The following is a 23,919-nucleotide window of genomic DNA, read 5'->3' on the forward strand; positions in this document are numbered from 1 at the left end:
AACAGGAATTTCACGTTATGCTTTCATGACATAACGCTCTGAAACGGGCGTTTCAGAGCGCACTAGAATGGCGTTCGCGGCATAAGGCCGCAGGCGGTACTGCCTCAGCGAGTCAGGCGGCCAGACACAAAGTGCTGAACGTCATTGAAACCAGGCGTCGACGCATGCCCAGGTGTTACCAGCGAATCGATAAATGCCTCGTCCTCGGCGGTAATATCAACCGTTAGTGCCTTGGTGTAACCGTCCCACTGCTGTTCGGTCCTTGGGCCAACGATTGCCGATGTCACGGCCCGGTTGTTGAGCACCCAGGCAATGGCGAACTCGACAATACCTACACCCTTGTCCTGCACGTACTCTTGAATTCGCTGCGCAATACGCAGCGATTCCACGCGCCATTCGGTTTCCAGCAGCCGCTTGTCCTGACGTCCGGCCCGGCTTTCACTGTCGGGGGCGATGTCCGGGGCGTATTTACCGCTGAGCACCCCGCGTGCGAGTGGGCTGAAGGGCACCACACCCAAACCGTGATACGCCGCTGCGGTGATCTGCTCGACTTCGGCCTGACGGTTGACGATGTTGTACAGCGGCTGGCTGATGACCGGCTTGTCTACGCCCAGGCGCTGCGCGACGTTGACGATTTCAGCGATTCGCCAGCCGCGAAAGTTCGACACACCCCAGTAGCGGATCTTGCCCTGACGGAGCAGATCACCAATGGCCGAGACGGTCACTTCAAGTGGTGTGTCCTGGTCTTCCTTGTGCAGGTAATAGATATCCACATAGTCGGTATCCAGACGCCGCAGGCTGTTCTCGATGGCATTGAAGAGGTGCTTGCGGTTCAGACCGGCGCGATTGGGCACGCCGTCGGCTGGCCCGATGGCGACTTTGGTGGCCAGTACCCAGTCGCTGCGCTGGGCAGCGATGGCACGGCCCACGATTTCTTCCGAGCGCCCACCGTTGTAGACATCCGCCGTGTCGATGAAATTGATGCCCTGATCCCTGGCCTTGTCGATGATGCGCAGGGACTCTTCGGCACCGGTCTGCTCGCCGAACATCATCGAGCCGAGTGTCAGGGTGGAAACCTTGAGGCCGGACTGGCCGAGGGTTCGATAATTCATGCTCAACATCTCCATGTCATTCAGACGAGTTCAGGCAGCCCCCACGCTTTGAGCGGGAAGTCGGCCAGCGAGGCAAGCAGCAGGTCTGCATGCTCGTATTGCTCGACCGGCATATGCGAGTCCGGTACGGCAACAGCGTACATGCCCGCAGCCTTGGCGGCCGTCACACCGAACGGCGAGTCTTCGAAGACCAGGCAATCACTCGGCGAGACGCCAAGGCGGCGGGCGGCGACCAGAAAAATGTCCGGGGCCGGTTTGGCAGCGCCGACTTCCGGGTCGTCTGCGGTCACGACGGTATCGAACAGCTCGAACCACGCGCGGTGCAGCGTTGTCTTGGCTTCGAAGTAATGCACCGACGAGCTGGTGCCCACGGCGATGGGAATATTGTGGGCTGCCAGATGCCGGACCAGCGCCTCGGCTCCGGGCATTGCCAGCGCTTTGGGGAAACGCTCTTCGAGCATCGGTTCACGGGTTTCGAGAAACTCGTCGATCGACATCGGCAATTCAAGAGTCTTGATCACGTAATCCGAGAAATCCCGGGCGCCGCGGCCGATAGTGTGCTGTTTGATGGACCAGTCGAAGGTGCGCCCGTGGCGGCTGGCGATCAAGTGGGTGACTTCGGTATAAACCCCCTCGGTGTCCAGCAACAGGCCATCCATGTCGAAAATGACGGCCTTGATCGGGCCTCGTTCGGTGTGTTGCTCGCTCATGTGATCACATCCCGTTCTCAAATTCGTTTCAGCCTAACGTTTCCGTGAATACCGTGGCTACCCTGTGTTTCTGATAATCTTTCGCGGTTTTCAACTGTGCTGCCAGTCCCGGTACGACTTTCCCATCATCAGAACGGATATCTTCACGTCAATATGAATAAATCAGCAGGTATAGCGATTGGCGTCATCGTCGTAGCGGGCGCACTGGTTACGGCGGGCGCCTGGTACACGGGCAATCAACTGGAAGGCGCGCTGACCGACTCCATCAGCAAGGCCAACCAGGAACTCGCGAAGTCGTTCAAGGGCACCGACACCAGCGTCAAACTGGAAATGCTCTCGCTGGAAAAGCACTTCTTCAGCAGCACGGCGCACTATCGCGTGGACATCCAGAACCTGTCCGATAGCACCCAGGGCGGCCAGTTCCTGTTTGTCGACCAGATCGAGCACGGGCCCATTCCGTTGTCGCACCTCAAGACCCTGAACCTGCTACCCGTCATGGCCTTGAGCAATTTCCAGATGGAGAAAAGCCCCAGCGCCGAAAAGTGGTTCGCCATGAGCAAGGACGTTCCACCGCTCAAGGGGCAGGCCAGCATCGGCTATGACCGCGCCACCGAAGGCACGCTGCAGATGGCCCCGCTGGAAATGACCGACGTCGACGGTACGTTCAGGTTTTCCGGGCTCGACCTGAATGCAGAGTCGTCCGCCGACGCCGAAAAATTCAGCCTGGCCGGCAACATGGAAAACCTGCAGCTCAACGTCGCGTCGCCTGACGGTCCGGTCAGCATCGACGTCAAAGGCATGACCTTTGACACGGGCGGCACCAAAGGCAAGTCCGGTTTCTATCTGGGCCACACCAACATGAAAATCCAGAGTGCGGGTTTTCAGGTGGTGGGCAAGCCGCCGGTGCAGATCAAGGACTTCACCAACACCAATCTGGCGCAGGAAGACGCCGGTAACCTGGCTGCCCAGATCAACTACGATGCCGGCATGATTTCCTACGCAGGCAAGGACGTTGGCTCAGCGCACATGGGCTTCAAAATAGCCAACTTCGATGTGGTGGCCACGCAGGCGCTGTATCAGTTGTATCAGGATAAAATCCTGCCTCAACAGCAGCAGGCCGCACTGGAGAAACGTCCGTTTCGTCTTGAGCTGAACCCGGCTGATCAAGAGCTGATGAACACCCAGATGAAAAAGCTGCTGATCGCCAAGCCGCATATCGAACTGGAAAAACTCTCGCTCAAGACCAGCAACGGCGAAAGCCACATGCGCATCGCGGTGGACCTGGCCGATCCAGGCCCGCTCGATCAGCCTTCCGATTCGCTGCTCTTGAAAAGTCTGGGCGAAGTCAACGCCAAGGTTGTCCTGTCCAAGCCGATGATCCGCGATCTCGCTACCCAGCAAGCCATTCGTGAAGGCCAGACCGACCTCAAGGTCATCGCCGAGCAGGCCAAGGCCGCTGGCGACATGGCCAGTGCCATGGCCGAGATGATGCAACTGGCCAAGGTCGATGGTGACAACATCGTTTCCGACCTGCGTTATGCCGACCAGATGGTCGACTTCAATGGCCAGAAAATGACCGTGCAGCAATTCATGAGCAACGTGATGGGCAAGGTCGGCGTGCTGGGCAACCAGTAAGCCGCCTGCAACACGGTCTGCTGTCAGGGCGGGCAATCTACCGTCCTGACAGCAGAGGCCCTGCTACCGAGTCAGCCCGCGCAGGGTATCCGCCAGTTGCCGGGTACGTTGCGAGGTGCCCGCGGTCATGTCGCTGGAGCCTTCCAGCTCCGACAACAGGCTGGTGAGCGTGCCGACTTCCAGGGATTGCTCTTCGATATGCTGCGCAACCTTGCGAATCTCCTCGGCCAGACGCTCGATATCCGTGCCGATGTCATTCGCGTTTTGCGTGGTTTTCTGCGCCAGCTGACGCACTTCATCGGCGACCACTGCAAAGCCACGGCCCATTTCGCCGGCCCGAGCTGCCTCGATGGCGGCGTTCAGCGCCAACAGATTGGTCTGCCCGGCGATCTGCTGAATCATCTGCACGACTGACTGGATGCGCAGGCTGGACTTGGCCAGCTCCCGAGAGCCAAGCACGACCTCGTCGGCCTGGCTGACCAGGCTCTTGACGGTATTACCCTCCTTGTCGATGACCGTTTCCTGCTGCGTGATGGTCTGGGACAGTTCATCCATCGAAACATGCAGCTCGCCTGAGTAGTGGCGCAACTGATCGGCGATTTCTTCCTGATCCTGATGAGCCTTGACCAGTACATCGCCCAGATCGCTCAGGCCGCCGAACACTGGGCGGATCTGCTCGTCCAGACCACTCGGGTCAATGGTTTGCACAAAGTTACGCTGCTTGAACTGGTCGATCTGCTTGACCACCACATGGCTCAAACCGGCCAGCTTCTTGATCTGCCGACGCAGGAAGAACGCCTTGAATTCGCCGTAATAGGCAATGAAGTTATCGATGTAATCGTCGCGGAACGGCTGACCTTCCGGCACCTTGAAAAAGAACACTGCGGTGAGGGTCTGGTTGAGGTTCAAACCCAGAATCTCGCCGAAGGTCGAGAAGCCCACCACTGGCGTCTCGCCGAACACATCATTCATGCGGCCCAATTCACTGCCGTTGTTCAGACGACGCAGAATGCAGTCGCTCAACAGGCCGAGCAACGGCTTGCCGGACTTGCCCTGTAGAAAGCGCGCGAAGTCCTTGCGCGTGGTGTCGATCATCGACGTCCGTTTGACCATCACCAGCTCTTCGCCGGGTGCCACGTCGCAGAACAGATGAACCCGCTCGCTTTCATAATCGATGCGCGCAATGGAGCGTACGAACAATTCCTCGCCTACCCGAATGGCGAACGAGTATTGCGCCAGCTTGCCTTCCAGCTCATGCCGCTCGCACTTAAGCGCATCACACAGCGCTGCAACCATCGTGGCAATCTCGCCTCTGGAATTGACCACCTGGCTGATGTAGCGCTCTTCCAGCGAGGCGGTCAGGACACTCAGGCTCAGTGGCGTTGGCTCGAAGTTCTGGCTCTTGAAGACGCCAAAGCGCACATTCTTTGCGCTCTTGAGAAACACCACCTGAGCATGGTTCTCGTAGCTGCGTTTACCGTCGTGAATCAGCGTCTTCTTGAAGTCGCTTTTGCCGCCTGCAGAGCCACCCACGAACAGGCATGGGAAACGCCCTGACTCGTAGAGCGCTTCCATGAAAAACGACTCCGATGCCGAAAGCCCGTCAAAGGTGACGTAGGCCAGCGTATCCCTGTGGTCGATAGGCGTGCTGACCTGAGTGCGCTTGATCGAGTCGGTCAGCCGCGCAATGCGCTCACGCATGGACAGTCGCTTGCCCGCGCCGCGAATATCTTCGCTGTGCAGGGGAATATGCACCACCTCGGCACTCTGGATAACGCTTGAGTCGAACAGCGCCAGCACTATCCGGTCCCACTGATTACCCGCCGCGCAATACAGCGAATCATTGCTGGAGCACAGTTCGCCGGATGTTGTGCACAGACTGATCTTCGCCTTGGGAAAGCGTGCCGCGACAGACTGGGCAACCTGACCGAAGTCGACGTGAGGTGAAACGAAGCCTGTCAGGTAGACCGGGTCAAAACTTAACGCCGACAGCGTGTCGTTCAATTCCCGCGCGGACGTAATGACACTGAGTACGCCTCCGGTCCGCGAAGTGCCAGCCCGAAAACGAGATAGAAAGCTCATGGTTGAATCCGTAAGAGTAAAAGGCAGGGGCCAAAAAAAAGGCCGAGGTCTTTTAATCGGCTGCTGACGGGTTCAGGTTAGCCGGTGGGCGATGAATTTTGCCTATGCGTGCCGCTCAGACATGTTCAGCATCAACGCTCTGATCAGGGCAAGCGTCTGGCGATGCACCGAATCATAGTGATTATTGTGGCAATAGGGCCGTACTGACAGTGTGATGGAATCGGCTGTCGTAGAGGACAGATGCACATCGACCGCGGGGCTGCTCAGTACATTGGGGAGGCGGGCGATTTGATCCTTGAGGCGCGGAATGATCGCCTGCTCGTCGGCAGTGCCTGGCAATATTGCGGTCAGTTCGACGCTGCGGAAATCATTGCTGGAAAAATTGATGATCGTGTCAGAGAAGATCTTGTTGTTGCCCACCAGATTCAACACGTTTTCCGAGGTGTTGATCGATGTGACGAACAGTCCGATTTCGACCACTGTCCCGGTCACACCCGCAGCCGAAATCATATCGCCGACCTTAAAGGGCCGCAGCACGATGATGAAACCACCTGCCGCCAGATTGGCCAGCAAACCCGACCACGCCATGCCGATCGCCAGTGCCACGGCCGCCAGCAATGCCGCAAAGCTGGTGGTCTCGATGCCGCAATAGCTCAAGATGGCGATCACCAGAATGATATTCAGCGTCACCGTGATGAACGAGCCGACATAGCGCAGAACCGTCGGATCAAACCGCTGCCGCGTCAGCGAACGCTGCGCCATCCTCACCAGCACGCCGATCAGCCAGCGACCCACTATCCACAACAAGGCTGCGATCACCAGCCTCAAAACGACAGTTGTTCCGTACTGCAGAACGATATTGAACAACGAGTTGATTCCGTCAGTGCCGATATTGATGACATTCAGCGCATCCATCACCGCAACTCCCGACCGCAGGGCTCGCCCGGCAGATGGCCTGCGGAGCGGAGCCATACATTGAATGGCAAAGCAGGGCGGTGGCTACTGGTAGTTTTGACTGGAGGCAAAGGGCCTTTATTCCACCAGGCGCTGAGGTGTTCAGCCGGTTTTAAAGAGTTGCCTACGTAGGCAGGGCTTAATTTTTGCTCTTCGACACGTAATCGACGATGTTCTGCACGGTTCTGAATTGCTTAATTTCTTCCTCTTGTATCTCGATATTAAACGCATTCTCTATACGCATAATAAACTCAACAGAGTCTAAGCTGTCTGCCCCTAAACTTAGGACGGTGGATTCTGGTTTTATGTCTTTTTCTGCCATGTCGAGTTGCTTGGCCAACATGCCTTTAACGGTTTCCATAATGCTGCTCATGATCGCGCTCCTTGCATACGGGTTAACAGCCATTGAAGAGAACGTTAGGCCGCATCAGAAACGCCGTCTACTGATAGAAATAGCAGGTGGTCGGGATTCATTCAGCATAGGCTTGAACCTCGATAGTTAGACGCATTCCAGCTGACGATCAGCCGATTTACTGCATAGGCACGCAACCCTTCAATTTAAAGCGGGAGAAGCGATAAGGCGGCCGGTATTAAGCCCCTCCCGAAATCGCTACACTCGCCACCTCACAAGGACGAACCAAGGACCTGCAATGCCGCTCCCTTCTACCACGCTGCGCCGCACGCTGGTGATCTGGTTGTATGCCGTCGCGGTCGCGCACGTGCTGGGCAGTATCGTGTTTACCTGGGCAGGTTTTTCCGGCTTGCTCGACGGCTACCTGACTACGCTTGAGCAGGCCTTCTGGACCGATGCCGTTCCTGCCGCTGCGCGTGCGCAACAGGTCTGGTGGATGGCGCTGTTTGGCGCCACTTTGCAAACCTATTCCGTGTACATGCTGGCGCTTGTGCATTTGGGCAATCGTCTGAAAAGCGCCATGCCTTGGGGCTGGCTGATCGCCGGCCTGCTGCTTTGGGCGCCTCAGGACATAGCGATTTCCGTGCGCGGGGGTGTCTGGTCGCATGTGTGGCTTGATCTGGCGGCGCTGCTGGCATTGCTGCCGCCGTTATTCTGGCTGTATCGCCATGATCGCCGTACTTCTGCTGCCAGCGCGTTGAAGGAGCCCCGTCATGTCTGACTTGCCCCTTCTGTACCTGCTGGCGGGCAACGGCAGCAGTGCCGAATGGTGGGATGATGTGCTGCCGCATTTTCAGCAGCATCAGGTCGTGCCGCTGGAACTGCCAGGCTTCGGCAACAATCCTCAGCCTCCGTGTGAAGACCTCGCCGCCTACGCCGATGCGCTATTGGCAGCGACGGTCAGGGGCAGTGCCATCGTCGCCGTGGGCGTCAATGCCTTGCTGGTCATGCATGCCTTGCAGCGCCAGCCCGGACACTTCTGCAGAAGCGTGCTGCTGGCGCCGGTGGGAGCTTTTCTGTGGCAGCGGCGCTTGCCTGCGCTGATGTCGCCGCTGCCCATTCGCAAGACCATTCACTGGCTGCTGGCCAACAAGCCCAGGCTGTTTGCTCACAAGTTCTCCAGGCAAGCCTGGCCTGCGGCGCACTACCAGCGTATGGGGGCCGGTTACGCCCGCTGCCGCGCCTTTGTTCCGTATTGGGACCTGGTGCGCGCCGACACTGCGCTGCCGCTGCTGGAATGGGTGCAAGACCCGATAGAGCTGGTATGGGGCGATCAGGACAACGTGCTGGGTATCGAGCAGGCGGCAGCGTGGTCTGCCATTCTGGCGCGTGCCGACCTGAGCATCAGTCTGAAACCGGGCTGGGGTCACTACCCGTGGATCGACACGCCGGCCGAATTTGCGCAGTGGCTGGAGTCGGGCGAGCGCGGCTTCGTTGCGCACACCAAAGGCGGCCGTCTGCGTCTGGCGGCCATCGCCGGGCAACCGGTGCCCGCAGCACTGTCGTTGGTGCAGGGCAATGACTCCGCCTTGCCCGCGTTTCTGGCCAGCCAGCCGGAGGCTATCTGGGCGGTGCGCTCGTCCAGCTTCGGCGAGGATCAGGCCGATGCGGCCAACGCTGGCCTGAGCACCACCTTCCTTCGCGAGCCCACCCAAAACGTACCTGCACGTATCGCAGAACTGCACGGCGCTGGCGTCGAAGAAGTCGTGGTGCAGCGGTTCATCACGCCGGTGCTTTCCGGCATCGCGTTTGCGCGTCACCTGTCGGTCGAGCTGGAGTGGGTCGAAGGGCATCTGGAGTCGCTGGCTGACGGTCAGGCAAGCCCGGAGCGAGCGATCATTTCCCGCCTCGGCGATGCCTGGAACAGCGGCAGCTTCACGCCATCCCACGGTTTGACACAAGAAATGCTCTGGGACTTCCTGCAAGGCGTGCTGCGCGTTTTCCATTACGTGCCGGGCGATGTCGAGTGGGCGTGGGATGGCCGCCAGCTGTGGCTGTTGCAGTACCGCCCGATCAGTGATTACGGCTGGCGCCGTCACCTGACAGCCGCCAACATCGCCGAGATCCTGCCGCCGCAGCCCAGCAGGCTGGTCGAGTACGCACAACGCCGCGCCGCAGGCAGCATCCCGGCGATCATGGCGCGTTGGGATTCACGCGTGTTGCAGGACAATGAGCCGTTCACCGCACTGTTTGGCGTAGCGTCCTACATCAACAACGACCTGTTTCTCGCACGTCTGGCTGATTGGGGCGTCGCGTCCAGCAGTTACGCCGATGAAGTCGGCGGCGCAGCACCGCATCTGCCTTGGCGACCTCTGCGTTTGCTGCGCTCGTTACCGGTATTCCTGCGCATGCAGCGTATCGCGCGCGGCCACCTGCTGACCCTGGAAAAGCAACTGCACCGTTTCGACCGAGAGCTGCATGCCTTGACGGCCCAAGGGGCTGACGGCCAGCAATTGGCTGACTGGTTCACGCGTTTCTACGTGTTCGTCGTGCAAGGTAACCTGTGCATCGCCACCTCGCTGGCCAGCAGCGGCGGTGATCTGCTGGGACGTCCGCCAACCGCTTACGACAACCTTGAACACTGCCCGCACCGGCTACGCTGGGAAACCGACCCCGCTACGCCACGCCCAGCACAGACCGACCTGCCGCTACAGGCCTTTCCGACCTGGCCGGGTATCATTCGCGTCGCTCACCGCGCGGGCCTGCCGGGCATGCGCGGCTACTACCTGCAAGTGCGCGAGTGGTATCGCGACAATCTGATGCGCCTGTTCTTCCGCCTGCACCACGCCATGCCCAGCGCCGACAGGGCACACTGGTTTGCGCCTCATCCAGACATTCGCAGCCGCGCAGGCAGTTTCTGGCAGGACGGCCGCGAAGGCACCGAGCAGGCCACCGGCTTCATGATCTATCCGGGCCAGGTCCAGGGCATTCTGGGCGACGACATCCTGCTGGAAGACACCCCGGACGCCACGCGCACTACCAGAACGCACGCGCCGTGATCGCGCGCATGGGCGGGCGTCTTTCCCACGGGTCTACGTTGCTGCGCGAACTGCGCAAGCCTTCGGCGGTGCTGCCGAATGTTGATATGGCGTGGGTGGGGAAGGAGGTGCGGTATAGGGATGGGGAATTGCTGCTGGTCGAGGGCCAGTGATAAAGCCAGCAGGTGATTTATTCACAGCGAACCCGCACGCTCATTGAAATGCAAGGTTGTGCTTCGCCGAGGTATAGCGAAAGGCTTACACGCGGTGGAGGGGTTTGGCCATTTCTGACCTGGTCCGTCCTCCGTAAGATTGGATCCATCAAGTGGTGAACAGGAGTTCACCAGGATCAAGGATGATCGACCATCGCCTCGGAGGCAGCCGACAGGGAGTCGGGATGGTCTTGGAAAAACCCGCTTCGGCGGGTTTTTTGTTGGGCGCGAGAAAGTCCTCGTTGAGCCTGGGCTACTTGTGCAGTGCCTTTCTCTTGCGCAGGCTTTCACGATGCACCTCGAGATCCCTGCGCCGCCGCATCTCCTGACGCGTCTCCTTGCGTTCGGATCGAATAATCCTCCATTGCATGCGCAGCTCCCGGCCGCGCTCGCTGTTGAGCGATAAAAGGCCCAGCAACGGGAAAAGCAGCCCCAGCATGTAAAACATCAATTCAAAACGCCGCCAGTGCGCAGGGGCAGTGGGCAGCACCGCGAAAAAGCAGCTCACCAGAATGGCCGCCAATATCCACATTCCACAGGCATGCCCGCGACTCATCATGATGCCGCCGAAACTCAAAACCAGTGATACGCCCATCATGAGCATCATCGACTGGCCGGTTCTCTCCGGCTCATTTGGAAAGTACGCATCGACCACCGTGCCTGCGGTAATGGCGAGGGAAAATATGCCCATGAAGATCGGAGTCAGAAAGGACAGCAGATAACGAGAGCGGAAAGCGGCAACGTGGCTGCGGTAAATCACCATAGGCTCCGGCGAGGCCCGCTTGCTGCGAGATTGTTTACCCATTTTTCTTCCTTGGTTGGGTTCGGCGGTTAGTTGTCTTCTTCGCTGATGGTCTGCTACCTGGCTTCATTTGCTGAGCGATATTACCCATTTCAAAAACCTACCTAACCACCAGCGACTGCGTGCTTCACGAAGCTGTTCGACGTACTCGAACGTGTAAGACCGATTGTGCTTCTTTTCCAGCGTCAGGATTTTTTTCAGTATTCGGATGGCGTCCCTGTTCCAGTAAAGAAGGTAAAGATTGCTCAGTGCTATCCAGATACTGACCATAATGATCAGTTCTATAGGCCACACGATCATTGCAGCGATTCCGGCCACAATGACGCCTCCGCTCAGTAAGTTTCCGTTTCTCGTGCTGACATAACCGTGCACCATATATACCTTGTTATCCCTGATCTCAAAAGACAGCTGACCTGATCTCGATTTTGTAAAGTAAATAAATAAAAATGAAACGAGCATCAGTAAGGCCGGAATCATCGCCCACGATAAAGCATCTGTCGTTGAAGCGCCGTATTCAGATTTTGCTATAAGATAAATAACGCTTGTATTCATGAGTAGAAATGAAGAGAAAAGGCCTGTGAAAGAATGAACTGCGATTGCAGTGAAGCTTTCGCTCAGGTAAATCAAATATATTGCTCTCATGAGCAGGGTAAAGAGGCCGAGGCATACCAGCCAGAAAAAATCAGATTTAAACGTCGACATTGTGCCAAATAAGGCAATCAGGAAGAAAAACCCGTAAAGTCCCTTTTTTATTGCGATGGGTTGTGGTTCGATCATATGATTAACTCGGATTTTCAACGCGGAAAACTTATTGTGCCGGCTGAGGTATAATCAAAATTACTAGCTTGAGATGAAAAATTTATGCTTCAAATATGTCACCACGCTGTTTGGTATCTTCAAGAAATATAGACATCCACGTATCCATTATTTCGAAAAAAACCATACCTGATTCAGGCTCCAGTGGCTGCTAATGCCACCATATCAAGCCGTTGTCATTAGCTGCATTAATTGTATCTACAGCAAGATAGTCACCGCCGCCATTTGAAAACACTGCCAACCATTTTGCTGCGAAATCAGTGTCGTGTTCGTCTATCAAATCAGAGACAAATACACAATCCTCTATTTTTTGTGGGCCCATCGATTGAGCAGGGTAAAAAGTGAAGCCGTTATGAACAGTGTAATAAAAATCCGCTATTCGCCCTCCAAAGATCAACGCATTGTCAGACCTGCTCCACGGCGCGCCTCCTATGTAATAGTAGAGGCCATTATTGTCATGAAATATATATAACAGCTGTATGGATGGGCCGACCAGAATAGCCGTGCCAAGCAAACACTTGTCCAGTAATGACGTTACCCACGGTAACTCATCAGAAAATGTTTGCCAGGCAAGAGGGAATGAGGGCGTTATTGATGAGGCGATTCCAAAATTTTGCCACTCACTACGAATCTCCAGGCCAGGCGGCAGTTGAACAGGTGAGAAGTAAATATCTCTTCCTGCGAACGCTGCCTTCGTTGCTTCAATGATTGCAGTGGCGTTTATCACCCAGTATCCCTCTTAGATTTGACTACATTGTCGCTCGAACTTTTCACCCGCAACATCAAGAATACTACTGACGAGATCAGCAGTCACCTCACATTTTTCAAGGTGTTTGTAGCTCGTATAGTGCTGACCATAAGGCATTTCATAAAATTTTGCTGGCACTTGTTCTTCATAAATTATTTCTAACACGCCCCGCACGATTTTTGACGTTTCTTGAAGATCCCCGTCGAAGAGCTCAATTTCTAGAACAGGATGACCGCAGTCGCAAAAGCTTTTAATGGTCTGCACAGGCAGTGACAAGAATCTATGAAGCTTGATAAGCGTGGCAGGTCTGATTGGCTGTTCTTCAATAACTATCGTTAGTGTAGACATCACGTACTTCTACTAATAGTCTCCGGACTCTTCCGGGTCCAACAGATAGGAAAAAGCTGGCATAGCCGCTCAGTTTGTGGAGGGTGCGGCTTAGTTCGCCAGCCGGGTCGTATTCTTAGCGGCGGTGAATGGGAGCGTGTCTGAAAGCTTCAGTCTTAAAGATTCCAGCTGAAGTGAATTCATATTTAGTCCTAGAAGCTACTCTATAGGGAATCCAGTGGGTCTTTCTATGGACGGATAAATAAACTTTTTTTGTTCATCCCAGTTTATCCCCGTATCCTTAAAAACTTAATCCTATCTAGAAGCTTTTTAGGATCCCCGAAAATGCCACAAAATTCATGTGCGTTAATAGTTTCAATATCGCTTTTGTCTGAAAGAGCAGTCTTGATCACTCGTCCGCCAACGCTGGAATAACTATCACTCAACTCTATAAGATCTGATGTGTAAACATTTTCTGAAACCCACTCAAAAGAAAGCATTTTTTATTATGGCTCTAGAGTTTTTTATAACCTCATTATCATTGAGGGTCCTTACGAATATGTTCTTTATACGTTTCTCAGCTACAAAAATACAAAATAGTAACTTGCACTTGTTAAGGTCAACGTCTTCCCAGCTGTCATTTGACCTAGATACATCAAAAAACTCCATCAGTCCATTTTTTTCATTTGGGCTAATGTATATGTAACATCGTCGACCTTGACAACGAGTACTGCGTCTTCTGACCACTTTATGCTTTTCAACATCCCGATGCTCCGGTTTTAAGTTTTGCACCTGCTGCTTTTGCACGAACTCATTCGCTGCAGTCAAGTAATTGTTTCTGTTCGGGCTTTTTATTACTTTGTAGGCTAATTATAGTTTTGCATCCTCAATTAACCTTATTTTATTAGGGCAAATGCTAGCAGCAAAAAGGCCAGATGCCCTATCGAAAATATAAAATTGCCTATTCTGTTTTTTTCAATGCCATCTATAGCTGTATTTAATATGAATGATATGAGCCTAAGCTAATATCGCAAAAATATTTTATTTATGCAGTATTAATCATTAAGCGATCAGGTCTATTCAAAATAGTACTCCAAAAAATCGTTAAAATTTGCCCATTGCGGTCTCAATCTTCCTTGTTTGAAATCCAAGAGCTCATCTCCCAAAGACACACTAAGTACCTCTCCAGTGTCTTTGTTATAGAAATAGCCACTTTCGCCTTCAAAGCTATCTAGTGGAATATACTCTAGTGGGAGCTGCAATGTTTCATGGGTGTTCTTCAAGTCCAGATCAAAATGAGTATGTTTGGAGAACCAACATACCTGATATATTTCCTTTCCATGCTGCATGAATGTTGGGCCGTCTTCTACGTGTAAGTAGAACTGAGCGAAATCAGATGATAAGTCAATACCCAGTTTTCCGAGTTCCACTTCATAATCTGCGCTTGCATTTTCATACCACCAACCTTGTTGCTTAAAAAAGTCTACCAGCTTTTTCGATATCATGGTTTCTATCCGCAGTTTTCCGAAAGCTTAGCGCTCCCGGCTCTTCTGTTAATTTCTATTTGCGCACGCCCTCTCCAGTAAGCGCCGCGATCACCGTTGAATAGGTCTCTATTAATAGGGGGATCGGATGCTGTGCAGGTAGGTGAGGATACAACGCTTTAGTGTTACCAGGTTTTTATGTCTATCGGCAGACAATTCGAAGAGAGAACCTAGTCTATCTTTTTTGGAGTGATGAAGATTAAGCTGGGAGTAGTTGCCATTCTTAACAACAAACGGATTTCCCAATCTCCGGATCATAGTACCGAAACGTGTTGTAGTGCAGCCCCGTCTCGGCATCAAAATACTGCCCCTGAAACCGCAGGTTCTGCTCAACCTCGTTCACCACCAGCTTTTCCACCGCCCCCCACGCCCGGTACTTCGCCTGCCAGACGATCTGCCCTTCGGCATCGGTCATTTCCAGCGGTGTACCGATCTGGTCGGTGTGGAAGTAGTAAACCTTGTTATCTACCTCGCCTTCTTTCTCATCAACACGGGCCAGCGGCGCATAGCTGCCGGGCTGGCTGGGGCTTTCTTCACGCAGTAGGCGCAGGACTTGCCAGAGGAAGCGTTTGTGCTCGGTCTGGCCTTTGATCTCGGACTGTTTCCTTCGATCAACCGGCAGAACGGCTCGATCAGCTTAAGTAGACTTGCCCAGCGCTCAAACTTTTCCATTTCAGCAACGAGACGTTCGCGGCGGGTTCTTGAGCTTGCCAGCGTACTCAACTTAGGGATGCTCCGATCAACTTGCCGCGCAGCGGTGGCAAGCCGTAATTTGCCAGGCACATAGCGCTATTTTTCTGAAAACGGTCTGATGCAGTGTGAGTCGAGCGCGTTTTTCGCTCGGTTTTCCGTGTTAAGCGCGCAACTCACCCAAACCCATTAGTCGCTTTCGAGCCATCCACAGGTTCGACAGGGCGAACAGCGTGGTCAGTTGGGCCGTGTTTTTCATCAGCCCACGAAAGCGTACTTTCACGTAACCAAACTGGCGCTTGATGACCCGAAACGGATGCTCGACCTTGGCGCGTGTCTGCGCTTTGCAGTACTCGATCTTGCGCTTGGCTTTGTACAACAGGCTGCGTTTGTTCAGCTTGGAATACGTGCTGCGCCGCGCCGCGATTTGCCAGATCACGTTACGATTTTCGTGCTCTTCACGCTTCTCGACACCGGTGTAGCCAGCGTCCGCATAGACCGCGTTTTCTTCCCCGTGGAGCAGTTCGGCGACTTGAGTGACATCGGCCACATTGGCCGCAGTGCCATGGACGTGATGAACCAGTCCAGACTCAACGTCAGCGCCGATGTGGGCCTTCATACCGAAGAAATACTGGTTACCCTTCTTTGTCTGATGCATCTCGGGATCACGCTCGCCGTCTTTGTTCTTGGTCGAGCTTGGGGCATGAATAATGGTGGCATCGACGATGGTGCCCTGGCGTAGCGACAGGCCTTTTTCCTGCAAATAACCGTTGATGACCGCGAGGATTGCAGGAGCCAGTTGATGTTTCTCCAGCAGGTGCCGGAAGTTCATGATCGTGGTGTCTTCCGGTATCGGCGCACTCAACGTCAGGCGTGCAAACTGGCGCATGGGGGTGATTTCGTAGAGCGCTTCTTCCATGGCCGGATCACTCAGGGAGAACCAGTTCTGCAGCAGGTGAATGCGCAGCATGGTTTCCAGCGGATAAGGTTTTCTGCCACCGCCGGCCTTGGGGTAGAACGGTTCGATCAGGCCCAGCAGACCTGTCCAGGGGACGACCTGATCCATCTCGGCGAGGAAGCGTTCGCGGCGTGTCTGCTTGCGCTTGCTGGCATATTCGAAATCGGAAAAGCTCATCTGGCTCATGGGAGGCTCGGATCAGGTGGTCAGGCGATTTTCGCATAACCGGGACTTGTTCGGAGATTCCTTAGAGAAAGCTTATTTAGTTTATGTAAGACTGGGGTTAGATGGCAAGGCGATTTCGCATATTTTATATTTGTTCGCAGATTTTTTAAGTTGTTATAGAGCGCTCCATCATTAATATGACGGAATTAGCTTTCCAGCCTCACCCGTTTTTGCATCAAATGAAAAACGAAAATCATGTTCATTACAGCTTATAAAAAACATAGCTCGGCTAGGACGTAATAAACCTCGGAAAACATACAATCCCGACAAGCTGGCTTGGTCATATCGCTGACATCCCACATAGTCGTACCATCAGGATTTATCACGATTGCCTTATTTTATTTTTTGTTGTAGAGAGCGATCACGAACGCAATTCCGCTTCCATCCTTAAGCGGTGTTGCAATTAAACCTAAAGAGCTCTCAAACTTATGACTGACACCTTTGTAAGACCACGACGCACCTTTTGGCGCTAATTGCTCTACTGTAAGGCCTAGTGGGTTGTTATCTCGATCATAACTTCCAAGGTCGTCAAAGGTTCTATAATTTTCTATAAGATTCATTTAGCCGCCGCAATCAATAGAATGAATGGCCCTCGGCTTCCCTATAGGCCTCATTTTTGCTCTGTCTGCATAATTAAGTACTTGTATTTGACTTCCTCCACCACGATAAATTTTCCCTCCAGAGTGTTGTTCAGGGCGTCGGTGACGGCCACCAGATGGTGGCGCTCGTCATAACGGTAGTGCGTGCTTTTGCCCGAACAGTCCTGAAAGCGCTGGACCTGGGCCAGGGTGTTCCACCACAGGTATTTGGACTTGAGCGTCGGGTCGACGATGGTTTCCCTGCGGTACTCGTAGGCAGGTCAAGCGCGTTGCTGTGGCGGCTCACCACACCCTCGGTGTAGCTGAGGCGACGCACTGAACCGCCGTTACGATTAAAAACTTCGGCAAGCTTGCCATTGCTGTCGGTAGTACAGTTGATGTGGTGTGAGCGATAGCAGAACAACTAATTAAAAAGAAAGCGGCAGCTGATTGAGACAAGGTTGGCAATCATACTGCGGCGCATTTTATTAAAGAACGATAGACCTTTAAAAGCGTATAGGGTGAGTGGCAAATATATCGTTATAAAGCAATAGGTATTTTCAAGCCTATTTGTGTAAAATCAGTCGGCATGTTATGAGAAGCAAGTATCTAGAAGGTCGAGATCGAAATCTTTATTTTTAATTATGTTTTTATTGTTCCTTAGCTCTGCTAGTGATTTGTTTTTTAGTGTCGATGAGTTGCATTTTACAGCGCAATGGATAAATGCAGCAGGATATGAATAGTCTCTTGGTGAGTAGAGAACATCATCAATAGTCCGCTCGCTAGGCAATACGCAACCCACAATTAAAGGGATGTAGTACTCTTCAAGTGCGAGTTTGATATGATTACAAGTTTCGCTTGCATGTTCAGGGCGGGGAATAGCTATAGTGCCGTAGATGCTAGGGCTAAATTTCTTATCTTGTCTTCCTGATGTGGTAAACGAAAAACAAGCGTTGCTCCCTAAGTTGCTCTTGTAAGGCATGTCTATCTTAGACATGCAATCAAAGATAGGCCCTCCAAAAACTCGCCCGTTGAGCATAAAGGCGTGTGACTTTACCAAATATTGAAAGTCCAACTCTGCGACTATTTTTTTTTCGAAGCGGAATTTCAAACCTTTTTTAACCGCTTTTACTGCCAGCTCTTTGCATTCTATATTTTGTAGCTCTTCTTGTAGTTTTTCTTCAAAATAAATTCGATCTTCTTTGCTCACGATATCACCGCCAGCAACCCAATCGGATCCTGCGTAATAAACCTCCCAATCTCCGGGTCATAATACCGAAACGTGTTGTAGTGCAGCCCCGTCTCGACATCAAAATACTGCCCCTGAAACCGCAGGTTCTGCTCAACCTCGTTCACCACCAGCTTCTCAACCGCACCCCACGCCCGGTACTTCGCCTGCCAGACGATCTGCCCTTCGGCATCGGTCATTTCCAGCGGCGTACCAATCTGGTCGGTGTGGAAGTAGTAGACCTTGTTCTCTACCTCGCCTTCTTTCTCATCAACACGGGCCAGCGGCGCATAGCTGCCGAGCTCGTAAAGGTACAGGCTGCTCTGGCCGGGGCTTTCTTCGCGCAGCATGCGCAAGCCTTGCCAGAGGAAGCGTTTGTGGTCGGTGCGGCCTTTGATCTCGGACTGTTTGGCGACTCTTCGGTCCAGGCTGTCGTACTGGTAGCTGCTGGTGCTTTCCACCTGCGTGTCGGCCATGGTCTCGGTTTTGACCAAGCGGTTTTCGCAGTCGTATGTGAAGGTCTGCCAGCGCACGATGCCGACCGTTTTCTCTATCAGGTTGCCCCAGGCGTCGTATTTGTATTCGTGGTTCGCCCACTGTTTGAGGCGATTGTCTTTGACGTGGTCGAAGCGGCTGGTGTTGAAGTTCAGGCGGTTGGCCGCGGCGTCGTAGCGGAACTCTTCGCCGTCGACCACTCGACCGGTGTTGCGCGCCAGCAATTGGCCGTTGGCTTCGTATTCGTACTGGGTTTCGCCGCGCAGTTTGTCGAGGGTGCGGCTCAGTTCACCGGCTGGGTCGTATTCGTAGCGGCGGTGAACCGGGTTGTAGGCGTGTTCGACGTAGCGCTCTGGTTTTATGAGCGGGTTCTGGATCTGCGATAGCTTTTCCGCGGGCAGGGTGGTTGCGTACTGCCAGGCTTTGCGGCCCATGCTGTCGTAGCAGAAGCAGCTCGTGAGTTTGCCTTGGGAGCGATAGCCCCAATACTCATGTCTCTGATCAGTTGGTGTTTGGGATTAAACTGTCTTATTAAAGCCACTGCCAAGCTACGATTAAAAATAAAACAATATCTTTAAGAAGGAATAAATCTAAATTTTTAAAGATCGCTAGCATTACTTATTCAAAATAAGGTGAGCTAGTCGGTATTTATGTAATTTTTACTTTTATGGATTAAGTGTGAAAAAACAATAAAAATTTATTTTGAGTCCGCATGTTAGTGCTAGCTTTTGAGATCAGGGTTTTGATGAGAATCTAACAAATTTCCTGTGTAAGTCCAATGCGGATTTATACTTAATAAGTTTCACATTTTCCGAGATGATCTCTTCTTTTTTTTCTAGTTTTTTAGTTAGCAGTGCTATTGAATAGTCTAAATTAAAATCTTTTTTAATTTTCAGTACGTCAGATGCTTTTGGCTTGATCTCTGCAACTGAAACTATGTTACCACTACCACTATCACTATCTGCATCAGCCATCACGTAGGCAGTTAGCTTTTCAATGGAGTCAAAGACTTCAGCGTCATTAATAAAGGGATCTCCAGACCCTATAAAGTAGAATTTTTCCAAGCCTTTTTTGGGGATTAATATTAATCCGCCTCCAGAGTCATCTCCAATCAAAATGTAATCGGGGGAATTTATATCTATTTCATATGTTTTGTTACGCTCGACAATTTGATCAGTAGGATAAATTACGATTTGATCTTCTAATACCGCCCCATTGCATTCAGACCAAAATGTTCTCAACCAGTTTTTTTCTGAGATTCCTAACTCTTTGCAGACGGATTCTATTTCATTTACGTTGGCAGGGCTGTTCTTTTCAGTGAAGGATATCATTAGTCAAATGCTCCCAAGGAGTCGAAGTATTTATATGATCTGCTCGCAGCTTTCTTTGCTACGCTAGGACTAACTCCAGAGTCTATTAGCTCTTTGTATGCGGTTCCAAACTCTTCCTTAATGGTGCCATTAAACCCGCCCAATCTGCGTCTGGTTCGTTGAAGTGATGAAACAATAGCGTGTGATTCTCCAGAGGAGCTTTTTAATAAAACTGCTGGCGCTGCGTTACGCTTATATCCTGCTACATTCCTCTTTGCCCACTCATCCTGAATAAAGTGGTGTGACTGAACTGATTTATCACTTGGGATGTTTTTATTACCAGGCGCTCTGTTTACGCCCGGTGATAAATTGCCATGGGTATCGACATCCCCTGATTTATAGCCCCCCGGACGATTGCAAGCCCAGCCCCATGGATCAACCCATGCTGTGGGATTTGGAACATATTTGTAAAGGTTATCCCCCCCATCCAACCCAATCGGATCCTGCGTAATAAACCGCCCAATCTCCGGGTCATAATACCGAAACGTGTTGTAATGCAGTCCCGTCTCGACATCAAAATACTGCCCCTGAAACCTCAGATTCTGCTCAACCTCGTTCACCACCAGCTTCTCAACCGCACCCCACGCCCGGTACTTCGCCTGCCAGACGATCTGACCTTCGGCATCGGTCATTTCCAGCGGTGTGCCGATCTGGTCGGTGTGGCCTTTGATCTCGGACTGTTTGGCAACGCGTCGGCCCAGACTGTCGTACTGGTAACTGCTGGTGCTTTCCACCTGCGTGTCAGCCATGGTCTCGGTTTTGACCAGGCGATTTTCGCAGTCGTAGGTGAAGGTCTGCCAGCGCACGATGCCGACGACTTTTTCGATCAGGTTGCCCCAGGCGTCGTATTTGTACTCGTGGTTCGCCCACTGTTTTAGGCGGTTGTCTTTGACGTGGTCGAAGCGGCTGGTGTTGAAGTTCAGGCGGTTGGCGGCGGCGTCGTAGCGGAATTCTTCGCCGTCGACCACGCGACCTGTATTGCGCGCCAGCAACTGGCCGTTGGCTTCGTATTCGTACTGGGTTTCGCCGCGCAGTTTGTCGAGGGTGCGGCTCAGTTCTCCGGCCGGGTCGTATTCGTAGCGGCGGTGAATCGGGTTGTAGGCGTGTTCGACGTAGCGCTCTGGTTTTATGAGCGGGTTCTGGATCTGCGATAGCTTTTCCGCGGGCAGAGTTGTGGCGTACTGCCAGGCCTTGCGGCCCATGCTGTCGTAGCCGAAGCAACTGGTCAGCTTGCCTTGGGTGCGGTAGATCTCGCGATGGAGGTCGTCGCGTTCCATGTCGCTGATCAGCTGGCCATCCAGATTCATCTGGTGCAGGTGACCGCTGCCGTAATACAGGTGGTTCAGATGCTGACCGGTGGGAAGGGTCAGCGTGGTCAGGTTGCTGAGTGGATCGTACTCGTAGGCTAGCGCGCCTTGGGGCGTGGTCTCTGTGGTCAGTCGCCCCAGCAGGTCGTAGGCAAATTCCAGTTTTTCGGCGGTGACGCCGAGTTTTCTGCCGGTGTCCGTCGGTTTGCGCTCGATTGACAGCAGTCGGTCGCCGTCGTCATAGGTGTAGTCCTGACGCGCGTCGTCGTTGAGTTTGGCCAACAGGCGACCAATCGGGTCGCGCTCCAGATGGGTGCTGCGCCGTGGCTGTTCGCCTTTCTCGCCGTAGCCGATTTCCTCGACCTGTGTCAGGTGGCCGCCGAGGTTGTAGCTGAAGCGGCGGGTCAGGTTGTCGATGCGCTTTTCTTCGATCAGACGATCTGCGTTGTCGTACACGAAGTTGTAGGTGGCGTTGTTTTCGTTGACCAGTGCGGTTAAGCGAATGGCCTTGTCGTACTGGTAGGCAACGGCTTTGCCCTTGGCGTCCTCGCGTCGGGTTGGCAGGCCACGGGCGTTGTGGGACAACCGCGTTATCTGGCCTTTGCCGTCGGTGTGCGAAAGCACCTGGCCGAGCGCGTTGTAGGTGAAGGACTCAACGCTGCCATCGGGATGGTTGATGCGCAGCACTTCGCCGTCGGGTTTGCGTTCCAGCGTGGTGGTGTTGTTCAGGGCATCGGTGACGGCGATCAGATGACCGCGATCGTCATAGCGGTAATAAGTATCTTTGCCTGAACAGTCCTGAAAGTGCTCAACCTGAGCGAGGCTGTTCCACCACAGGTATTTGGATTTATAGGTCGCATCAATGATGGTGTGTGGCAGGCCATCTTCACTGTTGAGGTATTCGGTCTTGTTCCCGAGTGCATCGGTTTCGACCAGAAGATTGCCTCTGGAATCGTAACGGGCCTTCCACGTGCTGCCATCAGGGAAAGTCGTCTGGGTCACCAGCGTGGTCGCCAGATGATGCTTGTAGGTGATCTTGCGCCCTAGCGGGTCGGTTTCTTCAACCAGTCGCGAGAGGTGGTCGTATTTGAAGGCCAGCGTGTTGTCATCGGGCAATACCAGCCCCGTTATATTGCCGCTTTCGTCTATCTCGATGGTGTAGCGCTCTCCGCCGTAATCACGGCCGGACGTGACGCGCCGGTCTTCGTTGTAATGAATTTCCAGTTCACGCCCGAGCACATCGACGGCCCACGACGTACGCTGCTTAAAGTCATAACGGTAATCGAAATGTTCACCATCGCTGGTCCAGTGCTCGACCACGCGAGGCTGGTCATCAATGGTTTCCCAGCGGTAGTAACAGTTCAGGCCCAAGGCGTTGCTGTGGCGGGTCATCACGCCGTCGGTGTAGGAAAAGCTGCGAGTGGAATCGCCATTACGGTTATAAACGTCACTGAGCTGGCCGTTGTCGTCGTAGTGGTAACGAACGAGGGTTTCAACAGCTTCCTTATTGACGATCCGCTTCACCGACGTCAGCCGTCCCAGCGGGTGCTCATACTGCAAATGCACATGTACGTTGCCGGGTGCGCTGATGTCGGTGAGAGTACCTTCATCGGTACGGCTGAAATGCAGGTAGTGGCCGAGCGCGTTTTCAATACGCTGCAGCGGAACGGGTTTGTTGTTATTCGGCACTTCGCCGAAGTAGAAGAAGATGTTGTCCTGGGTTTGGAGCATGTAATGGCCGCCTTGCGTGCGGACCAGATGCATCTGCTCGTAAGGGTTGTAAATGCTTTCCCCGGGCTCGACGTTGACGAAGGGTACGCTGCGCCCCTGATTGTCGATGAGGTAAACGAAACTGCCATTTCGGCGCAGGTTTTGCTCCCACGGCAGCACCCAGCCCTTGCCCAGAACGCTGTCGACGTTGAGGTCGCTGGCGTAAAAGCGCGACCACTCGATAGGCATCAGCCCCGGCAGCGCAAAGTCTGTTTCGCCTTCTTCAAGCAGTAATTTTCGCCCGCTGGTGAGGTCAACGGGGTTGCCGCTGAAGCCGCCTATCACCCCGCTTATTGCAGGCCCCGCAACAAAACGTCCAAATAAATAGGACACGCCTACCGTGGCAGCGAATTTCAGGGCGCAAGGTGCGACCGCCTTCAGGCCGCCACCGAGTCCCTTGGCTAACATGGGCAGTCCACCGCGCCCCATCGAGGCAATGATGATTGCGATATCAATACCGACACGAAGCGACTCGGATATCTCTTCGTTTACTTTCAGATAGCGTTTTGTCCCGCCGCCAATAAAGACGTTATTGGAACCTGTAGCGATTTTCGAGTCACAGGTGAGCTTGTCGCCCTTGCGGGCGGCCGGGTAGCCATTGATGAAAACGCTGGCAGAGCCATCTGCAATCTGTACCGGTGCGGGGTGATTCTCGCACTTGGCGATACTTTGTGTGGTAAGAGCCGCATTGCGGCCGTTGATAAAAACGTTGGGCGAACACCCTGTTTGCGTGATATCTCCCGCGGGAGAACTTCGTGCCGCGCCCCAGCTTTCACCCACCGCCGGGGCTGCGCCTGCGCCGACTGACAAAACAACACCCAGAAGAACAGCCCCCAACCCGGCGGTGCAGACAATCAGGGCCGCGCCAGCAACGGCCATTGCGATGCCGATCACAGCACCCGCCAGAAGCCCGCCCAGTGCGCTATTGTGCTCAATTCCATCGTGCAAACGCGCTGCTTCGAACAT

The 23,919-nt window shown here is 53.5% G+C and carries 17 protein-coding genes and 6 pseudogenes; 3 read left to right on the forward strand and 20 right to left on the reverse strand.

Annotation, left to right across the window (positions count from 1 at the left end; genetic code table 11):
- Positions 1–104: 104 nt before the first annotated feature.
- Positions 105–1,112: an aldo/keto reductase gene (locus AC4ANK_RS00785; protein WP_002555857.1), complete on the reverse strand. Its 1,008-nt coding sequence runs from the start codon at positions 1,110–1,112 to the stop codon at positions 105–107.
- 20 nt (positions 1,113–1,132) lie between these two features.
- On the reverse strand, positions 1,133–1,822 hold the full coding sequence (locus AC4ANK_RS00790; RefSeq protein WP_002555856.1) for an HAD-IA family hydrolase: 690 nt from the start codon (positions 1,820–1,822) through the stop codon (positions 1,133–1,135).
- Between the two features lie 153 nt (positions 1,823–1,975).
- On the opposite strand from AC4ANK_RS00790, the gene AC4ANK_RS00795 reads away from it, so the two are divergent.
- On the forward strand, positions 1,976–3,457 hold the full coding sequence (locus AC4ANK_RS00795) for a YdgA family protein (RefSeq protein WP_002555855.1): 1,482 nt from the start codon (positions 1,976–1,978) through the stop codon (positions 3,455–3,457).
- Between the two features lie 63 nt (positions 3,458–3,520).
- Here AC4ANK_RS00795 and AC4ANK_RS00800 read toward each other — a convergent pair.
- The 4 genes and pseudogenes from AC4ANK_RS00800 to acpP all read right to left on the reverse strand — a co-directional run.
- A pseudogene (locus tag AC4ANK_RS00800) lies at positions 3,521–3,877 on the reverse strand (methyl-accepting chemotaxis protein); the annotation flags it as partial.
- A 555-nt stretch (positions 3,878–4,432) separates the two neighbouring features.
- Positions 4,433–5,539 (reverse strand): annotated as a pseudogene (locus AC4ANK_RS00805) (FIST signal transduction protein); the annotation flags it as partial.
- Between the two features lie 102 nt (positions 5,540–5,641).
- Entirely contained in the window at positions 5,642–6,454 is an 813-nt protein-coding gene (locus AC4ANK_RS00810; protein WP_002555853.1) for a mechanosensitive ion channel family protein, read from the reverse strand.
- Between the two features lie 178 nt (positions 6,455–6,632).
- Entirely contained in the window at positions 6,633–6,866 is a 234-nt protein-coding gene (acpP, locus tag AC4ANK_RS00815; RefSeq protein WP_031597411.1) for an acyl carrier protein, read from the reverse strand.
- Positions 6,867–7,143: 277 nt separating this feature from the next.
- Between acpP and AC4ANK_RS00820 the strand changes: the two genes are divergently transcribed.
- Together AC4ANK_RS00820 and AC4ANK_RS00825 are read left to right on the forward strand one after the other, a co-directional pair.
- Positions 7,144–7,626 carry a hypothetical protein gene (locus tag AC4ANK_RS00820; protein ID WP_002555852.1) on the forward strand — a complete coding sequence of 161 codons (483 nt, stop codon included), beginning with the start codon at positions 7,144–7,146 and terminating at the stop codon, positions 7,624–7,626.
- Positions 7,619–10,056: pseudogene (locus AC4ANK_RS00825) on the forward strand (alpha/beta hydrolase). Before AC4ANK_RS00820 ends, AC4ANK_RS00825 begins: the two are co-directional and overlap by 8 nt.
- A 292-nt stretch (positions 10,057–10,348) precedes the next feature.
- Here AC4ANK_RS00825 and AC4ANK_RS00830 read toward each other — a convergent pair.
- From AC4ANK_RS00830 to AC4ANK_RS00895, 14 genes and pseudogenes are all read right to left on the reverse strand, one after another.
- Positions 10,349–10,900, reverse strand: coding sequence for a hypothetical protein (locus AC4ANK_RS00830; protein WP_002555850.1), 552 nt, complete (start codon positions 10,898–10,900; stop codon positions 10,349–10,351).
- 63 nt (positions 10,901–10,963) lie between these two features.
- Positions 10,964–11,674 (reverse strand): hypothetical protein, encoded by a 711-nt coding sequence (locus AC4ANK_RS00835; protein WP_460383948.1) that lies wholly within the window; start codon positions 11,672–11,674, stop codon positions 10,964–10,966.
- A gap of 190 nt (positions 11,675–11,864) precedes the next feature.
- Positions 11,865–12,440, reverse strand: coding sequence for a hypothetical protein (locus AC4ANK_RS00840; RefSeq protein ID WP_162837003.1), 576 nt, complete (start codon positions 12,438–12,440; stop codon positions 11,865–11,867).
- Positions 12,441–12,452: 12 nt separating this feature from the next.
- The gene (locus tag AC4ANK_RS00845; RefSeq protein WP_031597407.1) at positions 12,453–12,809 is read right to left on the reverse strand and encodes a hypothetical protein; all 357 of its coding nucleotides are present in this window, start codon (positions 12,807–12,809) and stop codon (positions 12,453–12,455) included.
- A gap of 465 nt (positions 12,810–13,274) precedes the next feature.
- Positions 13,275–13,457, reverse strand: a complete 183-nt coding sequence (locus AC4ANK_RS00850; protein WP_489980877.1) for a hypothetical protein — start codon at positions 13,455–13,457, stop codon at positions 13,275–13,277.
- Between the two features lie 407 nt (positions 13,458–13,864).
- Positions 13,865–14,293: a hypothetical protein gene (locus tag AC4ANK_RS00855; RefSeq protein ID WP_031597405.1), complete on the reverse strand. Its 429-nt coding sequence runs from the start codon at positions 14,291–14,293 to the stop codon at positions 13,865–13,867.
- A gap of 271 nt (positions 14,294–14,564) precedes the next feature.
- Positions 14,565–14,936, reverse strand: a pseudogene (locus AC4ANK_RS00860) (RHS repeat domain-containing protein); the annotation flags it as partial.
- A 249-nt stretch (positions 14,937–15,185) separates the two neighbouring features.
- Positions 15,186–16,166 (reverse strand): IS5 family transposase, encoded by a 981-nt coding sequence (locus AC4ANK_RS00865; RefSeq protein ID WP_044424202.1) that lies wholly within the window; start codon positions 16,164–16,166, stop codon positions 15,186–15,188.
- 377 nt (positions 16,167–16,543) lie between these two features.
- Positions 16,544–16,765 (reverse strand): hypothetical protein, encoded by a 222-nt coding sequence (locus AC4ANK_RS00870; RefSeq protein ID WP_141232845.1) that lies wholly within the window; start codon positions 16,763–16,765, stop codon positions 16,544–16,546.
- Positions 16,766–16,887: 122 nt separating this feature from the next.
- Positions 16,888–17,040: pseudogene (locus AC4ANK_RS00875) on the reverse strand (RHS repeat protein); the annotation flags it as partial.
- A 335-nt stretch (positions 17,041–17,375) separates the two neighbouring features.
- Positions 17,376–17,993: a hypothetical protein gene (locus tag AC4ANK_RS00880; RefSeq protein WP_002552535.1), complete on the reverse strand. Its 618-nt coding sequence runs from the start codon at positions 17,991–17,993 to the stop codon at positions 17,376–17,378.
- A 14-nt stretch (positions 17,994–18,007) separates the two neighbouring features.
- Positions 18,008–18,985: pseudogene (locus AC4ANK_RS00885) on the reverse strand (RHS repeat domain-containing protein); the annotation flags it as partial.
- Between the two features lie 255 nt (positions 18,986–19,240).
- A complete protein-coding gene (locus tag AC4ANK_RS00890; protein WP_460383952.1) occupies positions 19,241–19,837 on the reverse strand; it encodes an SMI1/KNR4 family protein in 597 nt (198 codons plus the stop codon).
- Complete coding sequence (locus AC4ANK_RS00895; RefSeq protein ID WP_460383954.1) at positions 19,837–23,919, reverse strand: RHS repeat-associated core domain-containing protein; 4,083 nt, start codon at positions 23,917–23,919, stop codon at positions 19,837–19,839. The genes AC4ANK_RS00890 and AC4ANK_RS00895 overlap by 1 nt, the downstream gene beginning before the upstream one ends.

Source organism: Pseudomonas sp. Pmew2, from assembly GCF_058129885.1.

Excerpts from the sequence above, each read along its gene's own strand:
- acpP (WP_031597411.1), bottom strand. The coding sequence starts at position 6,866 with ATGAGCAGCATTATGGAAACCGTTAAAGGCATGTTGGCCAAGCAACTC.
- AC4ANK_RS00835 (WP_460383948.1), bottom strand. The coding sequence starts at position 11,674 with ATGATCGAACCACAACCCATCGCAATAAAAAAGGGACTTTACGGGTTT.
- AC4ANK_RS00890 (WP_460383952.1), bottom strand. The coding sequence starts at position 19,837 with ATGATATCCTTCACTGAAAAGAACAGCCCTGCCAACGTAAATGAAATA.
- AC4ANK_RS00785 (WP_002555857.1), bottom strand. The coding sequence starts at position 1,112 with ATGAATTATCGAACCCTCGGCCAGTCCGGCCTCAAGGTTTCCACCCTG.
- AC4ANK_RS00855 (WP_031597405.1), bottom strand. The coding sequence starts at position 14,293 with ATGATATCGAAAAAGCTGGTAGACTTTTTTAAGCAACAAGGTTGGTGG.
- AC4ANK_RS00845 (WP_031597407.1), bottom strand. The coding sequence starts at position 12,809 with ATGTCTACACTAACGATAGTTATTGAAGAACAGCCAATCAGACCTGCC.
- AC4ANK_RS00850 (WP_489980877.1), bottom strand. The coding sequence starts at position 13,457 with ATGGAGTTTTTTGATGTATCTAGGTCAAATGACAGCTGGGAAGACGTT.
- AC4ANK_RS00870 (WP_141232845.1), bottom strand. The coding sequence starts at position 16,765 with ATGAATCTTATAGAAAATTATAGAACCTTTGACGACCTTGGAAGTTAT.
- AC4ANK_RS00790 (WP_002555856.1), bottom strand. The coding sequence starts at position 1,822 with ATGAGCGAGCAACACACCGAACGAGGCCCGATCAAGGCCGTCATTTTC.
- AC4ANK_RS00810 (WP_002555853.1), bottom strand. The coding sequence starts at position 6,454 with ATGGATGCGCTGAATGTCATCAATATCGGCACTGACGGAATCAACTCG.
- AC4ANK_RS00820 (WP_002555852.1), top strand. The coding sequence starts at position 7,144 with ATGCCGCTCCCTTCTACCACGCTGCGCCGCACGCTGGTGATCTGGTTG.
- AC4ANK_RS00895 (WP_460383954.1), bottom strand. The coding sequence starts at position 23,919 with ATGTTCGAAGCAGCGCGTTTGCACGATGGAATTGAGCACAATAGCGCA.
- AC4ANK_RS00795 (WP_002555855.1), top strand. The coding sequence starts at position 1,976 with ATGAATAAATCAGCAGGTATAGCGATTGGCGTCATCGTCGTAGCGGGC.
- AC4ANK_RS00865 (WP_044424202.1), bottom strand. The coding sequence starts at position 16,166 with ATGAGCCAGATGAGCTTTTCCGATTTCGAATATGCCAGCAAGCGCAAG.
- AC4ANK_RS00830 (WP_002555850.1), bottom strand. The coding sequence starts at position 10,900 with ATGGGTAAACAATCTCGCAGCAAGCGGGCCTCGCCGGAGCCTATGGTG.